17 protein-coding genes and 1 pseudogene are annotated in these 18,524 nt (G+C 73.4%); 8 read left to right on the top strand and 10 right to left on the bottom strand.

The window, feature by feature from the left end:
* Positions 1-42: 42 nt before the first annotated feature.
* A complete protein-coding gene (locus AMK31_RS33930) occupies positions 43-2,121 on the bottom strand; it encodes a SpoIIE family protein phosphatase (RefSeq protein ID WP_073944580.1) in 2,079 nt (692 codons plus the stop codon).
* A gap of 290 nt (positions 2,122-2,411) precedes the next feature.
* On the opposite strand from AMK31_RS33930, the gene AMK31_RS33925 reads away from it, so the two are divergent.
* The 3 genes from AMK31_RS33925 (at position 2,412) to AMK31_RS33915 (ending at position 5,525) form a co-directional block, all read left to right on the top strand.
* Positions 2,412-2,780 carry a hypothetical protein gene (locus tag AMK31_RS33925; protein ID WP_073944579.1) on the top strand — a complete coding sequence of 123 codons (369 nt, stop codon included), beginning with the start codon at positions 2,412-2,414 and terminating at the stop codon, positions 2,778-2,780.
* 135 nt (positions 2,781-2,915) lie between these two features.
* Complete coding sequence (locus AMK31_RS33920; protein WP_073944578.1) at positions 2,916-4,931, top strand: NADPH-dependent 2,4-dienoyl-CoA reductase; 2,016 nt, start codon at positions 2,916-2,918, stop codon at positions 4,929-4,931.
* Between the two features lie 42 nt (positions 4,932-4,973).
* Positions 4,974-5,525: a PadR family transcriptional regulator gene (locus AMK31_RS33915; protein ID WP_073944577.1), complete on the top strand. Its 552-nt coding sequence runs from the start codon at positions 4,974-4,976 to the stop codon at positions 5,523-5,525.
* On the opposite strand, the gene AMK31_RS33910 is transcribed toward AMK31_RS33915, so the two are convergent.
* Both AMK31_RS33910 and AMK31_RS33905 read right to left on the bottom strand, forming a co-directional pair.
* Positions 5,513-6,052 carry a hypothetical protein gene (locus AMK31_RS33910; RefSeq protein WP_073944576.1) on the bottom strand — a complete coding sequence of 180 codons (540 nt, stop codon included), beginning with the start codon at positions 6,050-6,052 and terminating at the stop codon, positions 5,513-5,515. The two genes, AMK31_RS33915 and AMK31_RS33910, sit on opposite strands and share 13 nt — an antisense overlap.
* 179 nt (positions 6,053-6,231) lie before the next feature.
* Positions 6,232-7,206, bottom strand: coding sequence for a fibronectin type III domain-containing protein (locus AMK31_RS33905; protein WP_073944575.1), 975 nt, complete (start codon positions 7,204-7,206; stop codon positions 6,232-6,234).
* A 363-nt stretch (positions 7,207-7,569) separates the two neighbouring features.
* Here AMK31_RS33905 and AMK31_RS33900 point away from each other — a divergent pair, with 363 nt between their 5' ends.
* Entirely contained in the window at positions 7,570-8,337 is a 768-nt protein-coding gene (locus tag AMK31_RS33900) for a glycoside hydrolase family 75 protein (protein ID WP_073944574.1), read from the top strand.
* Between the two features lie 75 nt (positions 8,338-8,412).
* Positions 8,413-9,051, top strand: coding sequence for a TetR/AcrR family transcriptional regulator (locus tag AMK31_RS33895; protein ID WP_073944573.1), 639 nt, complete (start codon positions 8,413-8,415; stop codon positions 9,049-9,051).
* Positions 9,052-9,314: 263 nt separating this feature from the next.
* On the opposite strand, the gene AMK31_RS42210 is transcribed toward AMK31_RS33895, so the two are convergent.
* The 7 genes and pseudogenes from AMK31_RS42210 to AMK31_RS33870 form a co-directional block, all read right to left on the bottom strand.
* Positions 9,315-9,443, bottom strand: coding sequence for a hypothetical protein (locus AMK31_RS42210; protein WP_274535986.1), 129 nt, complete (start codon positions 9,441-9,443; stop codon positions 9,315-9,317).
* 53 nt (positions 9,444-9,496) lie between these two features.
* Positions 9,497-9,916, bottom strand: a complete 420-nt coding sequence (gene dhaM / locus AMK31_RS33890) for a dihydroxyacetone kinase phosphoryl donor subunit DhaM (RefSeq protein ID WP_073944572.1) — start codon at positions 9,914-9,916, stop codon at positions 9,497-9,499.
* On the bottom strand, positions 9,909-10,508 hold the full coding sequence (gene dhaL, locus AMK31_RS33885) for a dihydroxyacetone kinase subunit DhaL (protein ID WP_073944571.1): 600 nt from the start codon (positions 10,506-10,508) through the stop codon (positions 9,909-9,911). Before dhaL ends, dhaM begins: the two co-directional genes overlap by 8 nt.
* A gap of 55 nt (positions 10,509-10,563) precedes the next feature.
* Positions 10,564-11,556, bottom strand: coding sequence for a dihydroxyacetone kinase subunit DhaK (dhaK, locus tag AMK31_RS33880; RefSeq protein ID WP_073944570.1), 993 nt, complete (start codon positions 11,554-11,556; stop codon positions 10,564-10,566).
* 159 nt (positions 11,557-11,715) lie between these two features.
* Entirely contained in the window at positions 11,716-12,249 is a 534-nt protein-coding gene (locus AMK31_RS40790) for a DUF6185 family protein (protein ID WP_158074567.1), read from the bottom strand.
* A 121-nt stretch (positions 12,250-12,370) separates the two neighbouring features.
* Positions 12,371-12,895, bottom strand: a pseudogene (locus AMK31_RS42485) (DUF6185 family protein); the annotation flags it as partial.
* A 172-nt stretch (positions 12,896-13,067) separates the two neighbouring features.
* Positions 13,068-13,475: a four-helix bundle copper-binding protein gene (locus tag AMK31_RS33870; RefSeq protein ID WP_073944690.1), complete on the bottom strand. Its 408-nt coding sequence runs from the start codon at positions 13,473-13,475 to the stop codon at positions 13,068-13,070.
* 161 nt (positions 13,476-13,636) lie between these two features.
* Between AMK31_RS33870 and AMK31_RS33865 the strand changes: the two genes are divergently transcribed.
* From AMK31_RS33865 to AMK31_RS33855, 3 genes are all read left to right on the top strand, one after another.
* Positions 13,637-14,707 carry a zinc-dependent alcohol dehydrogenase family protein gene (locus tag AMK31_RS33865; RefSeq protein WP_073944568.1) on the top strand — a complete coding sequence of 357 codons (1,071 nt, stop codon included), beginning with the start codon at positions 13,637-13,639 and terminating at the stop codon, positions 14,705-14,707.
* 510 nt (positions 14,708-15,217) lie between these two features.
* The gene (locus AMK31_RS33860; protein WP_073944567.1) at positions 15,218-17,911 is read left to right on the top strand and encodes a bifunctional acetate--CoA ligase family protein/GNAT family N-acetyltransferase; all 2,694 of its coding nucleotides are present in this window, start codon (positions 15,218-15,220) and stop codon (positions 17,909-17,911) included.
* A gap of 42 nt (positions 17,912-17,953) precedes the next feature.
* Positions 17,954-18,460 carry a flavodoxin domain-containing protein gene (locus AMK31_RS33855; protein ID WP_073944566.1) on the top strand — a complete coding sequence of 169 codons (507 nt, stop codon included), beginning with the start codon at positions 17,954-17,956 and terminating at the stop codon, positions 18,458-18,460.
* The last annotated feature ends 64 nt before the right edge of the window (positions 18,461-18,524 follow it).

Genomic DNA, 18,524 nt, shown 5'->3' with positions numbered 1-18,524 from the left:
ACAAGCGGCGCGGGCGGCACCCCGGCGGGAGCCCGCACCCGGTCAGTCCTCGGTGCGGGCGCGGGCGATGAGCAGCGCCACGTCGTCGTGGTTGTCGGGGTGGTGCAGGGTGCGCACCAGCAGGTCGCAGACCTCGTCCAGCGGCCGTTCCGGGTCGTCGAGCAGGCCCAGCAGGGTGTCGAGCCGCTCGTCGAGGGAGTGCCGGCGGGTCTCGACCAGCCCGTCGGTGTAGAGGACCAGCTGATCGCCCGGGTCGAGGTCGAACACGGTCGTCGAGAACGCGACCCCGCCGACGCCCAGCGGCGCCCCGGTGGGCAGGTCGAGCAGGACCGGACCGTTCCCGGCGCGCACCCGCACGGGCGGCAGATGCCCGGCGTTGGCGATCCGGCACTGCCGCAGCCGTGGATCGTGGACGGCGTACAGGCAGGTGGCGATGGAGTGGTCCAGGCCCTCCGTGATCTTGTCCAGGTGTTCGAGCAGCCGGGCCGGGTCGAGGTCGAGGGAGGCGAGGGTGTTGGTGGCGGTGCGCAGCCGGCCCATGGTCGCGGCGGCGTTTATGCCGCTGCCCATCACATCGCCGACGACCAGCGCGGTCTTGCCGTTGTCCAGCGGGATCACGTCGAACCAGTCGCCGCCGACCTCGATGGTGGCCCCGGCCGGCTGGTAGCGGGACGCCACCTCCAGGCCGCCGGTGACCGGCGGATGGCTGGGCAGCAGACTGCGCTGGAGGGTGAGGGCGGTGTCGCGGGCGTTCTGGTACCAGCGGGCGTTGTCGATCTGCACCGCCGCCCGGGCCGCCAGCTCCCGGGCCAGCAGCAGATCGTCCTCGCCGAACGGCAGCGGATTGCCGGTCCGTTTCAGGTCCAGGGCGCCCAGCACCTCGCCGCGGGCGATCAGCGGCACGGCCAGATACGAGTGGACGCCCGCCCGGCCGAGCAGCACGGCGGCCTCCGGCGAGCGCGCGATGCGCGGCAGGTCGTCGTCCTTGACGTGCGGCACCAGCACCGGCCGCCCCGTACGCACGCACTCGGTGACCAGCCGGTCCGGTCCGTAGCGGGCCACCTGCCCCGGCGGGTCGGCGGCGGTCAGCGCCTCCGGCGACCCCTCCGCGCGGACCGCGAGGGCGCGGATCACGGCGGCCTCGGCCGGGCCCAGGCTGCTGGGGCGGCCCTCCACCACCGCCTCCAGCAGGTCCACGGCGGCCACGTCGGCCAGCTCGGGCACGGCGACGTCGGCCAGTTCGCTGGCGGTCAGCTCCAGATCGAGCGTGGTGCCGACGTGCGCGGACGCGTCGGCGATCAGCGCCAGGCGCCGCCGGGCCCGTTCGGCCTCCGCGCCCGCCCGGTACTGGTCGGTGACGTCCGCCACGGAGAGCGCCACCCCGAGCACCGTGCCGAGCGCGTCCTCCAGCCGGTAGAGCGACACCGACCAGGCGTGGTCCTCGTCCGGGTCGGCCGGGGTGCGCCCGACCCAGGAGCGGTCGACGACCGCCTGCCCGGTCTCCAGGACCCGGCGCGCCGCGGCCTCCAGGGCGTCGGCCTCCATCAGGGGCAGCACCTCGCGCACGGTCCGGCCGAGGTGCAGTTCGGCCGGGATGCCGTCGATCCGCTCCAGCGCCGGGTTCACGGAGACGTACCGCAGCGCGGTGTCGAGGACGGCGAGCCCGATCGGCGACTGGGCCACCAGCCGGGCCGACAGTGCCACGTCCCGCTCCAGCCGGCGCACCGTGGAGTGGTCGGCGGCGAGCCCGAGGGCGTAGGTGTCGCCCTGGTCGTCCAGCAGCCGCATGTTGCGGAACTCCACCAGCCGGGTGCTGCCGTCCTTGTGGCGCACCGGGAAGGCGCCCGCCCAGCTCCGGCCCGTGGCCAGGACGTCGGCGAACAGTTTCACGGCCAGGCCGAAGTGCTGCTCGTGCAGCATCAGCCGGGCCGCGAACCGGCCCAGCGCCTCGTCCGCCGAATAGCCGAACAGTTCCGCCGCCTGGGGGCTCCACAGCACGATCCGCCCCTCGGCGTCGAGGACCACGGAGGCCACGCCGAGCACGTCGAGCAGCCCGCTGGGCCGGTCCGAGCCGCGCTCCGGCTCGGATCCGTCGGCCACGGGAGGCCCCGTTGCACCCATCGCACGCACCGCCTTCGGCCTCGGCACGCCGTCCCCCGTGCCGACTCCCCTTGTCGTCCTGCGCTCAACCATCTCTCTTACGCCACCCCGCCCTTCTCCACCATCCCCCGATACGACCCGACGCGTCGGACGAATCACCCGTGAGCGGTGCAATAGGGGCGGCTCGTGTCGCACGGTGAGCGGCTGTCGCCGGTGGTGCTCTCCTGGCGCCGGTGCTTTCCTGAGTGAGTGCGGGCCGTCGCGCGGGGCACTCGCGCACCCCCGGCACTGCCACGAGAGGAGCGGTCACCATGAACGCCGAACGGTCCCACCCGGAGTCCGTCTCCGTGGAGATCAGCGGTTGCAGCAAGGAGGACGCCCGGATCGTCTTCGACACCCTGTGCTCGTGCTTCGCGTCCGACCGGTGCGCCGAGGACGTGCCCGAGCAGTGGCACGAGACGCGCCCCATGGTCTGGCTCGGCACGTTCGACGTTGCCGACGCCCACGAGGGGGGCCGCCCCGCCCGGCTCTCGGCCCCCGTCACCGCCGACGTGCAGGGCGGTTACTGGGCGATCGACCGGTTCCGTATGACCCTGGACTCGCTGTTCTCGGTCCACGACATGAGCGCGGCCTCCGGAGACCAGGAGCGCGAACTGCACCTGATCCTGGAAAGCCGCTGACCCGCGGGAGGTGACGGCGGTCGCCGCGGGTGTGCGTCCCGTCACGTCCTGCGGCCCCTTGTTGTGCAACTAGTTGCATAAACCGTGCGCGGTCCTCTACAACTACAGGGCACCGGACCGCGCACGGAGGCGTCGATGAGCCCTTACCCCCACCTGTTCACCCCGCTCGACCTGGGCTTCACCACGCTGCCCAACCGCGTCCTCATGGGCTCCATGCACGTGGGTCTGGAGGAGGCCGAGGGCGGCTTCGCGCGTATGGCGGAGTTCTACGCCGCCCGGGCGCGCGGGGGAGTGGGGCTGATCGTCACCGGCGGCATCGCCCCCAACGACGAGGGACGGCCCTACGAGGGCGGCGCCAAGCTCACCACCGACGAGGAGGCCGAGCAGCACCGCGTGGTCACCGAGGCCGTCCACCGCGAGGGCGGGCGGATCGCGCTCCAGATCCTGCACTTCGGACGCTACGCCTACCACCGCGACCTGGTCGCCCCCAGCCCCCTCCAGGCGCCCATCAGCCCCTTCCCGCCGCGCGAGCTCACCGACGCCGAGGTCGAACGGACCATCGACGACTACGCCCGCACCGCCCGCCTCGCGCGGCAGGCCGGCTACGACGGCGTCGAGATCATGGGCTCCGAGGGCTACCTGATCAACGAGTTCATCGCCGCGCCGACCAACCACCGCACCGACCGCTGGGGCGGCTCCTACGAGAACCGCATGCGCTTCCCCGTCGAGATCGTCCGCCGGGTGCGCGAGGCCGTCGGCGAGGACTTCATCGTCGTCTACCGGCTGTCCATGCTGGACCTGGTGCCCGGCGGATCCACCCTGGACGAGGTGAGCACCCTCGCCAAGGCCGTCGAGGCCGCCGGGGCGACCATCATCAACACCGGCATCGGCTGGCACGAGGCCCGCATCCCCACCATCGCCACCTCCGTGCCGCGCGGCGCCTACACCTGGGTCACCAAGCGGCTCATGGGCGAGGTGACCGTCCCGCTCGTCACCACCAACCGCATCAACACCCCCGAACTCGCCGAGCAGCTGCTCGCCGACGGCACGGCCGACATGGTCTCCATGGCCCGCCCGATGCTCGCCGACCCCGACTTCGTCGCCAAGGCCGCCGCCGGCACCCCCGAGGCCATCAACACCTGCATCGGCTGCAACCAGGCCTGCCTCGACCACACCTTCAGCGGGCAGATCACCTCCTGCCTGGTCAACCCGCGCGCCTGCCACGAGACCGAGCTGGTGCTCTCCCCGACCCGGCTGCGCAAGCGGATCGCCGTCGTCGGCGCCGGACCGGCCGGCCTCGCCTGCGCGGTCTCCGCCGCCGAACGCGGCCACCAGGTCACCCTCTTCGACGCCGCCGCCGAGATCGGCGGCCAGCTCAACGTGGCCCGGCAGGTCCCCGGCAAGCAGGAGTTCGACGAGACGCTGCGCTACTTCCGCCACCAGCTCGACGCCCACGGCGTGGACGTACGGCTGAACACCTGGGTGACCGCCGCCGACCTCGCCGACCACGACGAGGTGGTGGTCGCCACCGGCGTCAGCCCGCGCACCCCCGACATCCCCGGCGTCGACCACCCGAGCGTGCTCGGCTACCTCGACGTGCTGCGCGACGGCGCGCCCGTCGGCGACCGCGTCGCCGTCCTCGGCGCCGGCGGCATCGGCTTCGACGTCGCCGAATACCTCACCGACGGCGGCGACAAGGCGCACGAGGACCCGGCGGCGTACTTCCGCCAGTGGGGCGTCGACATGGACTACGCGGCACCCGGCGGCCTCGCCGCGCCCGAGCGGCCCGCCCCGCCGCGCACCGTCCACCTCCTGCAGCGCAAGACCACCAAGGTCGGCGCGGGCCTCGGCAAGACCACCGGCTGGATCCACCGCACCGAGCTGAAGCACCGCGGCGTCACGATGGTCCCGGGCGTGCGCTACGACCGGATCGACGACGCCGGACTGCACATCACCGTCGGCGAGGAGAGCACCGTCCTGGAGGTCGACACCATCGTGCTGTGCACCGGCCAGGAGCCGCGCCGCGACCTGTACGAGGAGCTGGTCGCCGCCGGCCGGCCGGCCCACCTCATCGGCGGCGCCGACGTGGCCGCCGAACTCGACGCCAAGCGCGCCATCAAGCAGGGAACCGAGCTGGCGGCGGCGCTGTAGTGCGCCCGACCGGGCGTGGGGGCCGTCCCTAGGATGGCCCCCATGTCACTCCCGCACGCGATCCTCACCGCTCTGCTCGAGAAGCCCTCCTCGGGGCTGGAGCTGACCCGACGGTTCGACAAGTCGATCGGCTACTTCTGGTCGGCGACGCATCAGCAGATCTATCGCGAGCTGGGAAAACTGGAGGCCGACGGCCTGATCCGGGCGCTGCCCAGCGAGCAGCCGGCCCGCGGCCAGAAGAAGAGCTACGAGGTGCTGCCCGCCGGCCGCGCCGAACTGGCCCGCTGGACCGCCGCGTCGCAGGACCCCAAGCCGCACCGCGACACCATGCTGCTGCGGCTGCGCGCTGGGGCGGTGGTCGGCACCGACGGTCTGGCGGACGATCTGCGCCGCCATCTGGAGCTGCACCGACGGCAGCTGGCCGAGTACCAGGAGATCGAGAAGCGGGACTTCCCGCCCGGCCGGGACAGCGCTCAGGACCGGCTGCGGCATCTGGTGCTGCGGGCGGGCATCGACCTGGAGACCTTCTGGACCCAGTGGCTCACCCACGCGCTCGCGGAGTTCGCCGAGCTGCCGCCGGATCAGAGCCGGTAGGGCTTGGAACGGCGGCGCAGGAACCAGCCCGCCGCGATGGCCCCGGCCCCGGCCAGCACACCGCCCGCCACCAGCGTGACCGTGCCGTAGTCCTTGGTGCCGCCGCCCATGCCGCCCATCACGCCCCGCGAGGGCGACGGCGTCGCGGTGGCCGTCGGCGTGGGTGTGGGCGCGGAGACGATGACGGACTGGCTGCCCGCGGTGGTGCCGTTGGAGCACACCACGATGACCGTGTAGGTCCCCGGGCTCACATCGGACCAGGCGGCCGACTGCAGGCTGGCCGTGCCCGTCAGCGCCGCCTGACGGCCCTGGCCGAAGCTGGTCTGGTTGCTGGTCAGCAGGGAGGCGTTGCCCCAGCTGCCGCCGACCTGGGTGCAGGCGCTGGTCACCACCGAGACGGTGGAGCCGTTGGTGCTCACCGAGATCCCGGAGACCGCGTCGGCCTGGTGGGCGGCCACGGCGAGCGGCAGCGCGGCGGAGGCGGCCACGGCCAGCCCGGATCGGAGGAGTCGTTGACGGTTGCGCATGGTCTGCCCTCCGGCGGCACGGTTGGCGGTACATCCCTTGCGCCGCCTGGGTCGGGGAACGCCCGTGCTGCCTCAGGGTCAGCCAATGTCCCCCGCGCCTGTCGCGCATGCGGGCCGCACCCACTCAGGTGACGTGTGCCGCCGTCCGGGCGACGCCCGCGCCGTCCGGGTGGCGGCCCTCAGCCGCCCGTCGTGACCGTCCGCTCCGCCGAGAAGCCGCCCCAGGTGCCGTCCGGCAGCTTGGCACGGATCCGCACCCGGTGCCGTACGCCGTCCTCCCGGCCCAGGTAGAAGCTGTACGACGCCTTCCCGCGCGGCACGGTCCCGCCCCAGACGAGGGAAGTGGCCGGCCGCCCGTCGAGCTGGATCTCGTACTCCGTGATCTCCCCGTCGGCGCGGGGCGGCACCCAGGACAGGTCGAGGTAGTGGGCGCCCGCCTCGCTGCGGGCGGCGGCCCGGAACCCGGTGGGCGCGGTGCCGCGTCCGTCGTCGTCGCCGGCCGCGGTGGAGAGCCGGACGACGGTGCTCGCCGGGGACACGTTGTCCGCCGCGTCCCGGGCCCGGACGGTGAAGGAGTACCGGGTGCCGGGCCGAAGCCCCGTGACGACCGTCGCCGTCTGTGTCCCGCCCACACTGTGGATCTTCGTGCCGCCCTGGTGGATGTCGTACGACACCACACCCCGGTCGTCCGTCGCCGCCTCCCAGCTCAGCTGCACGGCCCGGCTTCCCGTCGTCCGCCCCCGCACCCCGTCCGGCCGGGACGGCGCCGAGCGGTCCGCCGCCACGGCGGCGGGGGTGGTGGCCCGGACCTCCCGGCTGGGCGGCCCGAGCCGCCCGTCCGCGTCGCGGGCGCGCACGGTGAAGACATAGGCGGTGGACGGACGCAGCCGGGTGACGTCCACCATGTGCTCGGAGCCCGGCACGTCCTTGATCTTGGTGCGCCCGCGATACACCTCGTAGCCGCTCACCCCGGCCTCCGCGGACACCGCGTTCCACATCACGTGCACGCTGGTCGCGCTGCCCGCCGCCGCGGTGACCCCGGTCGGCGCGCCGGGTGCCGCGCCGGTCTCGCCGCCGTCCCCGCCCCAGCCGCAGGACACCGCCAGGGTCAGGGTGCCGCACAGCAGGAGCGCGGGCACGGGAACGCGTCGCACGACTCGGCCTCCCGGGGCGGGACGACGGAATGGTCCGGACCAATATGACGCCGCTGACGCGGCCACATCAAGAGGGTGTGTTGGTGACGCCTCCGCCGATATGCGTATGCTGAATCCTCCCGCAGGCGAACTCGCCACCAGGACAGGGGAGTTCACGTCCGCGGCGCGGACCGCTGTCGTCGCTGATCCCGCGCTCCGGTTGCGGGCGGCCGGGCGGCCCGAGCCGACACAGGCTCAGGCCCCCGGCCCCCACCAGCACTTGAGAGCCGTGCGCCGTCCGGCCCCCTCCGGCTGGCCACGAGATGCCCGGAGTCGCAGATTGGCCTGAGTGCCCGTCAGCCCCCGACGAGAGGCTTCCCGATCGTGCGTGTCCAGGCATTCACGCTGGCCGCGGCAAGCGCCGCCCTGCTCGCCCCGGCGACCCTCGCCGGCGCCGCCGCCCCGGCCCGGCCCCTGATGGCGCCGGTCGCCCATCGCGAAGGCACCGTCCGCGCCGCCGACCTGCTGGCCCGAGCACGGGACTGCCCCCGCGTCTCCCGCGGCGACTACCGCAGCGACGAGGGAAAACCCGCCGACATCCCGGTCTGCGGCACCAGCGAGGCCGTCTTCTGGACGGCGGACATGGACATCGACTGCGACGGCCGCCCCGGCCGCCTCTGCAACGCCGGCACCGACCCGCACTTCTCGTCCGCCACGGCCCACACCCAGTCCGACGGCCGCTACCTGAGCGCCGAGGAACTGCCCTACATCGTCGTCCCCACCCCCAGCGACATCTGGGACTACCGGGACCACGGGGTACGCGGCGGCTCGGTCGCCGTCGTCGTCCACGACGACCGGGTCCAGTACGCCGTCGTCGGCGACACCGGCCCGAGTCACATCATCGGCGAGGCGTCGTACGCCACCGCCGAAGGCCTCGGCATCCCACCCGATCCGCGGCGCGGCGGAACGGACTCCGGCGTCACCTACATCGTCTTCAGGGACTCCCAGGCCTCACCCATCGAGAGCCACGCCGCGGCCGTCGCGGAGGGGGAGCGGCTGGCGCGGCGGTTCGTCGCGGGGAGTGAGGCGGGGAGTGAGACGGGGAGTGAGGGGGCGTCAGGGCGGCGTGACCGGACTCCCGGGGACCGGTGACACGGCAGTCGTGTCCGCCGTGTTCGTCGGTTCGGGGAGAATGCCGGACATTGATCACCGGTGCCGGAGGAAGAGATGACCGCAGCAGGCGGACGCACGGGCCGACCGCCCCTGACCGAGGAACGCAAGGCGGAGATCCGGCTGGAGATCGCCCGCGCCGCGGTCGACCTGTTCGTCCGTCAGGGCGTCGCCGCGACCACGGGCGAGCAGATCGGACAGGCGGTCGGCGTCTCGGCCCGCACGGTCTGGCGGTACTTCCCGAGCAAGGAGAGCTGCGTCCGGCCGCTGTTCACCGCCGGGATCGACGTGATCGCCCGGTGCCTGCACGAATGGCGGCCCGGCCAGGACCTCGAGGCCGCCCTCGACCGGGCCTTCACCCCCGGCCCGCGCCGGACGGCCGGACCGGAGAGCGCCACCTTCGGCGCGCTCGTACGCCTCACCCGCACCGAACCCGGACTGCGCGCGGTCTGGCTGCAGACCTACGACGAGGCGGAACCGGCGTTCGCCCGCGCCCTCGCCGAACGCGCCGGCCTCCCGCCCGACGACCTGCGCCCCACCATCCAGGCGGCCATGTTCAACGCCGCCCTCCGCGCGGCCGTCGAACACTACGCCTGGAACACCGCCGACACCGCCCACGACGCCGGGACGGCAGAGGCGGAACTGGCGAAGACGATGCGCTCGGCGCTGGTGGTGGTGGGGGAGGGGGTGCGGTGAGGGTGGGGTGTGAGTGACGGGGCGCGGGGTCGGGCCGCGGGCGACGGCGCGTGGGTGTCTACCGCGCGGGGTCGGGTTCACGCCTTGCGGTAGTCGTACGCCTGCCGCGCCGCCGCGGCCACCGTGTCCGGGCCCGTTTCGGGGGCGGCCGTGATCACGGCGGCGACGAGGCGTAGGTGAAGGGCGGCGGGGCGCGGGCGGTGGGGCGCTGGCCCAGGTATCTTGGCCCGGCGCGGGTGGGCGTCTCCCGCGCGGGGTCGGGTTCACGCCTTGCGGTAGTCGTACGCCTGCCGCGCCGCCGCGGCCACCGTGTCCGGGCCCGCTTCGGTGGCGGCCGTGATCATGGTGGTGACGGGCGGCGGGGCGTGGGCGGCGGGTCGCCGGCCCGGCACCTTGGCCCGGCGCCGGCGTGGCGCGCGTGGGCGACTCCCTCGCGGGGCAGGGTTCACACCTTGCGGTAGTCGTACGCCTCCCGCGCCGCCGCGATCACCGCGTCCAGGTCCGCTCCGGTGGCGGCCGTGACCACGGCGGCGACGGCGCCCTCCACGAACGGGGCGTCCACCAGACGGGCCCCGGCGGGCAGTTCGTCGCCCTCGGCGAGCAGTGCCTTCACGGTGAGGACGGCGCTGCCGAGATCGGTGAGCACGGCGACACCGGCCCCCCGGTCCACGGAGGCGGCCGCCGCGGCGATCAACTCGGCGCTGGTGCCCAGCTCCCCGCCCTCCGTGCCGCCCGCCGGCGCCACGGGCACCTCCGCACCGCCGCCCGCCAGCCCCCGCGCGAGGTCCGCGACCGACGCGGCGACCTGCGCGCTGTGCGACACCAGCACGATCCCCACGAGCTTCCCGGCCGTCGTGTCACTCACCGGCGGCCTCCGCGAGACCCGCGACCAGCAGCGCCGCCGAGGTGGCGCCCGGATCCTGGTGACCGATGCTCCGCTCACCGAGATAGCTCGCCCGCCCCTTGCGGGCCTGCAACGGCGTCGTCGCGATCGCGCCCTGCTCGGCGGCGGCCCGCGCCGCGCCGAAGCCGTCACCGAGCGCGTCCACCGCCGGCACCAGGGCGTCGATCATGGTCTTGTCGCCGGGCGCGGCACCGCCCAGCGCCATCACCGCGTCCACCCCCTCCCGCAGCGCCCGCGCCAACTCCTCCTCTCCCACCTCGCCGGCGTCACCCAGTGCCTTGCCGGTGCGCCGCAGCAGGGTGCCGTACAGCGGCCCGGACGCGCCGCCGACCGTCGAGATGAGCTGCCGCCCGGACAGGATCAGCACGGCCCCCGGCGTCGCGGGAGCCTCCTTCTCCACCGCCGCGGTCACGGCGGCGAACCCGCGCTGCATGTTGCTGCCGTGGTCGGCGTCCCCGATGGGTGAGTCGAGGGCCGTGAGCCGTTCCGCCTCGCGGTCCACGGACGCGGCGGTCGCCGTCATCCAACGGCGGAAGAAATCGGCGTCGAGCACTGGATCTCCTTGCGTGAGAGGTGGGTGGATCACGTCGGCCGCGTCGGCCGCCAGGTCACATACCCCAGCGCAGCCCCGGCGTGCGCACCGGCGCGTCCCACAGCCGCAGCAGCTCCTCGTCGACCTGGCACAGGGTGACCGAGGCACCCGCCATGTCGAGGGAGGTCACATAGTTCCCGACGAGGGTGCGGGCGACGGCGACCCCACGCTGGGCGAGCACCCGCTGCACCTCGGCGTTGAACCCGTACAGCTCCAGCAGCGGCGTCGCCCCCATGCCGTTGACCAGGACCAGGACCGGACTGCGCGGGTCGAGGTCCTCCAGCACGGCGTTCACCGCGAAGTCGGCGATCTCGCCCGACGTCATCATCGCCCGCCGCTCACGGCCCGGCTCGCCGTGGATGCCGATGCCCAACTCCAGCTCGCCCGGCGGAAGATCGAAGGTGGGGCTGCCCTTGGCGGGCGTGGTGCAGGCGCTCAGCGCCACGCCGAAGCTGCGCGCGTTCTCGTTGACCTGCCGGGCGACCGCCTCGACCCGCTCCAACGGCTGCCCCTCGTCGGCGGCGGCCCCCGCGATCTTCTCCACGAACAGCGTGGCACCGGTGCCGCGCCGCCCGGCGGTGTACAGACTGTCGGTGACGGCCACGTCGTCGTTGACCAGCACCTTGGCGACCTGGATGCCCTCGTCCTCGGCGAGCTCCGCCGCCATGTCGAAGTTCAGCACGTCACCGGTGTAGTTCTTGACGATGAACAGCACCCCTGCCCCGCTGTCCACGGCCGCCGCCGCCCGCACCATCTGATCGGGCACCGGTGAGGTGAACACCTCCCCCGGACAGGCCGCCGACAGCATCCCGGGCCCCACGAACCCGCCGTGCAACGGCTCATGCCCCGACCCGCCGCCGGAGACGAGCCCGACCTTCCCCTCGACGGGCGCGTCCCGCCGCACGATCACCCGGTTCTCCACATCCACGATCAACTCGGGATGCGCGGCCGCCATACCCCGCAGCGCGTCCGCGACGACGGTTTCCGGGACGTTGATCAGCATCCTCATGGGTAGCCTCCTGGTGAGCTCAGCTCGTACGTCGGTCGGCCGAAACGCTCCTGTCGGAAGTATCGGCCTTGGGGCAGCGAAGGTCACGTGCACAGGCCCTCGGCCGTGCCCGGGAGCGGAGGTGGTGACGCTCCGACGCACGCCGGTTCCTACGGCGGATCACCGCCGCGTGCGGCCAGCTGGCTCCAGATGGAAGCCGCGATGGCGACCTGGGCCAGGAGGTAGGCGATCTGTGCGGACATCCCGCGCAATTCTCCATTTCCTGGCCAGTCCTCCTTCCTGCGCGAAGCGCCACGCCCAGGCCGTCATCGCCGCGAGCCACAGCCACATCACCGCTGTTCCCATCACGGCGAGCCCGAAGAGCGCCAAGGCCGGCAGCGGTTTCGCCGGCGCGACATCCGGCAGCCTGAAGAGCCGAGGTGCCAAGGCCACCAGCAAGGCGACAGCGGCGACTCCCGCGGCAGCCGTCAGCACGGCGACGGCCTGACGGCGCCGGACGCGTTCGAGGACGGCCAGGTCCTCGTCCGTGGACCCGCGGGCGTCCCACGTCGGGGCGGGCGACCACGGCCGGGCGACGACGATCATGACCAGGCCTGCCGCGACGCTGATGAGCGTGTACCGAGGCTGCACGTCCGCTGTGGGTACGCCGGGGATCACCAGGAGCAGGGCCAGGGCGACCGCCGCACTCAGCACGGCCCACTCCAGGGCCCGCCCGGGCCAGGCCGGCACTGTGTCCCCTCCCGTCGTTCCTGCGGAACCGCCACCGCGTCCACCAGCGGGACGAGCCCGGCTGGGGCGGCCACCGGTAGCTGACGGCCGCCACCACGATCAGCAGTGACGCGAACCCCCACCACGAGGCGACTCTCAGCTGGCTCGACGAAGCCTGCCGGGGGGCCCACGTGGCGAAAGACCCCTGCCAAGGCGGCTTCAGGTAGGCCTGGACCTTCAGCGGCCACTGCTCGGTCCACACCAGGCTGCCACCGCCCGCAGAGGCCCCCGGCGGAAGAACGCGATGGGCATCCAGGTCACCCAGCTTGACCTCGATGCGGCTCCACTTGACATTCACCAATGCTCTGGGTGGCCGGAGTTCGATCAGCCAGCTTTCTTCGTCGGCGCTGATCCGCCACGGCCCCACCCGCAACGGCCCGGCGTGATTGATCCAGGCGACGGCCTCGTACTTCACGGTGATCCAGCCGCCCCACGCCGTTACTTCCGGGCTGCGGAAGCGCCACTCGTCCCTGCGGCCTAGCAGAACTTCCTCCGGCCCTCGAAACAGGCAGCGCATGGCGGTTCGATACCCCGCGGATTCCTCACCGAGCATCAGACCGGGCGCGTGCACCCAGCCACCGCTTGCGCGGCGCGGACCTCGGGGAAGATCCCTATCAGGTGATCCAGCTGTGCGATCCCCTCGACCTGTGCCCTGGACGGGAACAACCCTGAGGCCGCGCCCCCACGACGACCCATTGGGACACGGTCCGCGCCCACCCCGCTGACGCACGTGCCGCGGTGTGTCAGCCCAGTGCCTGGATGAGGTCGTTGCATGCCTGCTCGCAGGAGCGGCAGGCCTCGGCGCACAGGCGGCAGTGCTCGTGGGTGTCGGCGTGTGTGGCGCACTCGTCGCCGCAGGCCTTGCAGGCGGTGGCGCACGCGGTGAGGATCGCGCGGGTGATGTTGGCGTCGTAGCCGGTGTGCCGGGACAGGACGGCGGCGGTGGCGTTGCAGATGTCGGCGCAGTCCATGTCGGTGCGGATGCACTTGGTGAGGTCGCCGACCATGCCCTCGGACAGGCACGCGTCCGCGCAGGCCGTGCACGCCTGGGCGCAGGCCTGACACTCCTCGATACAGCGGGTCAGCTTGGCCCGGTCCACCTGTCCCAGGTCGGCGGGGTAGGTGTCGAGCATGTCGTTGACGTTGACCATGGTCACCGTGGATCGCCTCCTCCGGATGCCGTTCGCGTCTGCCGGGTGGGCACGAGCACGCAGCCGCAAACGTGACGGTGCCCAAGCGAGGCGCCGCGTCACGGCACAAGCTGGATGAGGGGGCAAGCAAAGCTCTGTGCGTGAATCCAGGAAGGATCATCATGAAGGGCTACGTGTTCCACGGCCCCGGCCAGTCCTCCTGGGAGGACGTGGCGGATCCGGACGTGAAGGAGCCCACCGACGCGATCGTGCGCGTCGACTCCGTCACCATCTGCGGCACCGACCTGCACATCCTCAAGGGCGACGTGCCTGAGGTGCGCCCCGGCACGGTTCTCGGGCACGAGGCGGTGGGCGAGGTCGTGGAGACCGGTGCCGACGTGCGTTCGGTCCGCCCGGGCGACCGGGTCCTGATCTCCTGCATCACGGCCTGCGGGCGCTGCGCCTACTGCCGTAAGGCGATGTACGGCCAGTGCCGGGGCGGCGGAGGCTGGATCCTCGGCCATCTGATCGACGGCACCCAGGCGGAGTACGTGCGCGTCCCGCACGCCGACCTGTCGGTGCACCCGCTGCCCGCCACGCTCCCGGACCGGGACGCCGTACTCCTGGCGGACATCTTCCCGACCGCCTACGAGGTCGGCGTCCTGAACGGACGAGTACGGCCCGGCGACACCGTCGCCGTCGTCGGCGCCGGGCCCATCGGCCTCGCGGCCATCGCCACCGCACGGCTGTTCAGCCCCGAGCGGATCCTCGCCGTCGACCCGGCCGCGGCGCGACGGGAGGCCGCGCGGAAGCTGGGCGCCGACGCGGTGGCGGACCCGGCGGAGGCGCCCGAGGAGCTGATCGCCGATCTGACGGACGGGCTCGGCGCGGACGTGGTCATCGAGGCCGTCGGACTGCCCGAGGCCTTCGAGCTGTGCACCCGCATGGTGCGGCCCGGCGGCCACGTCGCCAACGTCGGCGTTCACGGCAAGCCGGCGCAACTGCACCTGGAAGAATTGTGGATCAAGAACCTGACCCTCACCACCGGTCTCGTCGACACCCACTCGACGCCCACCCTGCTGCGGATGGCGGCCGCCGGCCGGCTGCCCGCCCCCGCACTGGTCACCCACACCTTCCCGCTGCAGCACATGGCGGAGGCGTACGACGTGTTCGCTCGGGCCGCCGACACCGGTGCGCTCAAGGTGGTGCTCGGCGGGGAGTCGCATGAGGAAGTGGCCGTCGTGACGCACTGATCGCCGACGGCGGAGTGCTCGTGTGTACGTCGGCGGCCACGGCAACGGCCACAGGCACGTCGGAGTGTCGAGGCGCCGGCAGTGGCGCGGGGTGACGGGGCTCCGGACCTCCGGATCCATGAGCGCGGCGTGAAAGGCGGGAAGGACTCACCCGCTTCTTGCGGATCCTCATTGCGCGGTGCGCGGCCGCGAGCCGCTTCCCCGCGTCCAAGTCAGGTCCTTCCCGTCACTTCAAGCACACCGCACGAGCCCCGTGGTGGCAAGAGGCGCGCGGCGGGACGTACGGCCCTGCGCCGACGCCGTACGGCCGATGCCGGGCCCAGCCGGGGTGGGCCGGTCGGTCTCGGCCCAGGACATTCGGCCCCTGTGGACACGCTCGGCCCGCCGCGATGCTGGAAGCAGACCGCCGACGAGGAGGCAGCGCGATGAACCGCTCCATCGGCGCAGCCGGGTCTTGCCGGGGCGCCCGCTCGGTGCCGCACCAATGACAAGCGGTGAGGAGAATCGGCGATGAGGGACGAGACGATCACCCGCGCACCGGTCCACGCCCTGCTCATGGACGGCACCACCGTGTGCATCCGCCCGGTGGAACCCGACGACCACGCTCAACTGCGGGCCCTGTACGAGCAGATGTCCCCGGACAACCTGCGACTGCGCTTCTTCTCGGCCAATCCCGCATCCGCGCGTGCGGCCGCCGACCGCGCCTGCGCCCCGCCGCGCCCCGGATACCGCGCCCTGCTCGCCGAGCGGCAGGGACGGGTGATCGGGCTGGCCGAATACGACACGGGCGGCACCGGCGGTGAGGCCGACATCTCCATAGCCGTCGCCGACGGGCTCCACCACCGCGGGGTGGGCACGCTGCTCATGGAGCATCTGGTCTCGGCCGCCCGTGCCGACGGCGTCACGGACTTCACGGCCGACGCGCTCAGCGAGAACCGCCCGGTGCTGAAACTCTTCGCCGACCTGGGACTGCGAACGGCCCGGCACTTCGACGGCCCCGAGGTGCGCTGCAGCATCGCGCTCGACACGAGTGACACCTACCTGTCGGCCGTGGAGGAACGCGGACGGGCCGCCGGCACCGCCAGCCTCCAGGCCCTCCTGCGACCGCGCACCGTCGCCGTGGTGGGTGCCGGGCGCAGGCCGGGCTCGGTCGGCCGGGCCATCCTGCACCATCTGAAGGCCGGGCGCTTCAACGGCCGCTTGTTCGCGGTCAACCCCGCTGCCACGTCCCTGTTCGGCGTGCCGTGCCACCCGTCGGTGACCGCGCTGCCCGTCCCGCCCGATCTCGTGGTCGTCGCCGTGCCGGCCGCATCGGTTCCCGTCGTCGCGCAGCAGTGCGGAGAGGCGGGAGCACGCGCGCTGCTCGTCGTCACCGCGGGGCTCGACGCCGGCCAGGCGCGGGACCTCGTCTCGGCCTGCCGCGCGTACAGCATGCGCCTGGTCGGGCCCAACTGCCTCGGCGTCTCCAACACCGAGCCCGGCGTCCGTCTCGACGCCACCTTCGCCGCCGACCATCCGCGCCCCGGCACCGCGGGTGTCGCCGTCCAGTCGGGCGGCGTGGGCATCGCCCTGCTCGACGGGCTGTCCCGGCTCGGCATCGGCGTGTCGTCCTTCGCGTCCCTGGGCGAGAAGTACGACGTCAGCGGCAACGACCTGCTCCAGTGGTGGGAGTGCGACGGCCGCACCGACCTCGCCCTGCTGCACCTGGAGTCCTTCGGCAACCCGCGCGCCTTCTCCCGCACCGCCCGACGCGTCACCCGCCGCATACCCGTGCTCACCGTCGACGCCGGACGCACGGAGGCCGGCCGGCGTGCCGCGGCCTCGCACACCGCCGCCGCGGCCACCCGCACCATGACCCGGCGGGCCCTGTTCACACAGGCGGGGATCACCGCCACCCACTCGATCGGGGAACTCCTGGAGACCGCCGCTCTGCTGCACTCCCAGCCGCTGCCCGCCGGGCCGCGCGTCGCGATCGTCACCAACGCGGGCGGTGCCGGAGTCCTCGCCGCGGACGCCTGCGCGGAGGCCGGCCTGGTCCTGCCGCCGCCCACTCCCGGACTGGCCGAGGACCTGCGCGCGGTCCTGCCCGAGGGCGCGGCCGTGGGCAACCCCCTCGACACCACCGCCGCCGTCGGCGAGGAACAGCTCGGTGACTGCCTGGACCGGATCATGCGGTACGACGGTGTCGACGCCGTCCTCGTCGCCCTGGTCCCCACCGCCGTGGCCGCGGCGACCGGCGACGACCTCCTGCGGGCCGTCACACAGGCCCCCGGCCGCGCGCTGAAGCCGGTCGTCGCGATCCGGCTGGAGCAGGCCCTCCCGGTCGAGCTGCTGCCGGCGTCCGGCGGCACGACCGTACCGTCGTACGCGGAACCCCAGGCCGCCGCACGCGCCCTGGCCCACGCCGCTCGCCGGGCGGCCTGGCTGGCGAGGCCCGTCGGCACCGTTCCCGCTCTCCCCGACGTGGAGACGGAACGGGCCCGCCGCGCGGTCGACGCCTACCTCGCCACCCACCCGGACGGCGGCTGGCTCGACCCCCACCGCGGCGCCGCGCTCCTGGAGTGTTACGGCATTCCCCAACTGCCCTGGGCCTGGGCCGACACCGAGGACGCGGCGGCCCGCGCCGCCGAGCGGCTGCGCGGCGCCGACGGCCGTGTGGTGATGAAGGGCTACTGGCCCGGGCTGGTGCACAAGAGCGCGCAGCACGCCGTACATCTGGACCTCCGGGGAGACGCCCAGGTGCGGGCCGCCTACCGGGACCTGGAGACCCGGTTCGAGGGCCTGCTCACCGGCGTGGTCGTCCAGCCGCTCGCCGACCGCGGCACCGAACTGTTCGCCGGTGTGGTCCAGGACGAGGTGTTCGGTCCGCTGGTGCTGTTCGGTCTCGGCGGCACCGCCACCGAGGTGCTCGCCGACCACGCGGCGCGCCTGGCCCCGCTCACCGACCACGACGTCCACGACCTGATCCTCTCTCCGCGCTGCGCTCCGCTGCTGGTCGGGGCTCAGGGCGGCGGCCCCGTCGACCTGGAAGGACTCGAAGGGCTGCTGCTGCGGCTGTCCCGCATGGCGAGCGACCTGCCGCAGCTGGCGGAGGCCGACTTCAACCCCGTACTCGCCACCCCGGGCGGCGTCACCGTGCTGGACGCGCGGCTGCGCCTGCTGCCCCGCCGGCCCCGGGACCCGTATCTGCGCCGGCTCCGCTGAGGGGGGAACGGAAGTGAAGCACCGAGAGGACGGCTGATCACCATGACGGAGAAAGTGCTGGTCGCCTACGGCACGACGAACGGCTCCACCGCGCGCATCGCCGAGACCGTCGCCGATGTGCTGCGCACGCGGGGGCTCACCGTGGAGACGGCGCCGGCCGGCGCGGTCGACGACGTCACGCCGTACGACGCCGTCGTGGTCGGCGGCGCCCTGTACGCCGGGCGGTGGCACAAGGACGCCCGCCGGTTCGTCCGGCGGCACCGCCGCGCCCTGGCCGAGCGTCCGCTGTGGCTGTTCAGCAGCGGCCCGCTGGACTCCTCGGCCGGCGAGCGGGACATTCCGCCCGTGCCCGGCGTGCGGCGCGTCATGGTCCGGCTCGACGCGCAGGAGCACATCACGTTCGGCGGCTGCCTGGAGGAGGGCGCGCGAGGCTTCGTCGCCCGGATGATCCTGCGCGACGGCAGGGGCGGCGACTTCCGGGACTTCCCCGGCATCGAACGGTGGGCGGCACGGGTCGCCGACGAGATGGCGGCGCCCGCCCTGCTCTGACCGGCGGCGGACGGGTGGAGCCGGTCACCGTCTCGGGCCGGTCACCGCCTCGCGCCGTCACCGC

Origin of the sequence: Streptomyces sp. TSRI0107 (assembly GCF_001905845.1) — a bacterium.
Lineage (GTDB): Bacteria > Actinomycetota > Actinomycetes > Streptomycetales > Streptomycetaceae > Streptomyces.
This window is presented reverse-complemented; position numbering and strand designations above follow the sequence as displayed.

What these genes read in the sequence shown, in the direction of transcription:
- AMK31_RS33930 (WP_073944580.1), bottom strand. Translation starts at nt 2,121, where the DNA reads ATGGGTGCAACGGGGCCTCCCGTGGCCGACGGATCCGAGCCGGAGCGC.
- AMK31_RS33925 (WP_073944579.1), top strand. Translation starts at nt 2,412, where the DNA reads ATGAACGCCGAACGGTCCCACCCGGAGTCCGTCTCCGTGGAGATCAGC.
- AMK31_RS33920 (WP_073944578.1), top strand. Translation starts at nt 2,916, where the DNA reads ATGAGCCCTTACCCCCACCTGTTCACCCCGCTCGACCTGGGCTTCACC.
- AMK31_RS33915 (WP_073944577.1), top strand. Translation starts at nt 4,974, where the DNA reads ATGTCACTCCCGCACGCGATCCTCACCGCTCTGCTCGAGAAGCCCTCC.
- AMK31_RS33910 (WP_073944576.1), bottom strand. Translation starts at nt 6,052, where the DNA reads ATGCGCAACCGTCAACGACTCCTCCGATCCGGGCTGGCCGTGGCCGCC.
- AMK31_RS33895 (WP_073944573.1), top strand. Translation starts at nt 8,413, where the DNA reads ATGACCGCAGCAGGCGGACGCACGGGCCGACCGCCCCTGACCGAGGAA.
- dhaK (WP_073944570.1), bottom strand. Translation starts at nt 11,556, where the DNA reads ATGAGGATGCTGATCAACGTCCCGGAAACCGTCGTCGCGGACGCGCTG.
- AMK31_RS33870 (WP_073944690.1), bottom strand. Translation starts at nt 13,475, where the DNA reads ATGGTCAACGTCAACGACATGCTCGACACCTACCCCGCCGACCTGGGA.
- AMK31_RS33865 (WP_073944568.1), top strand. Translation starts at nt 13,637, where the DNA reads ATGAAGGGCTACGTGTTCCACGGCCCCGGCCAGTCCTCCTGGGAGGAC.
- AMK31_RS33860 (WP_073944567.1), top strand. Translation starts at nt 15,218, where the DNA reads ATGAGGGACGAGACGATCACCCGCGCACCGGTCCACGCCCTGCTCATG.
- AMK31_RS33855 (WP_073944566.1), top strand. Translation starts at nt 17,954, where the DNA reads ATGACGGAGAAAGTGCTGGTCGCCTACGGCACGACGAACGGCTCCACC.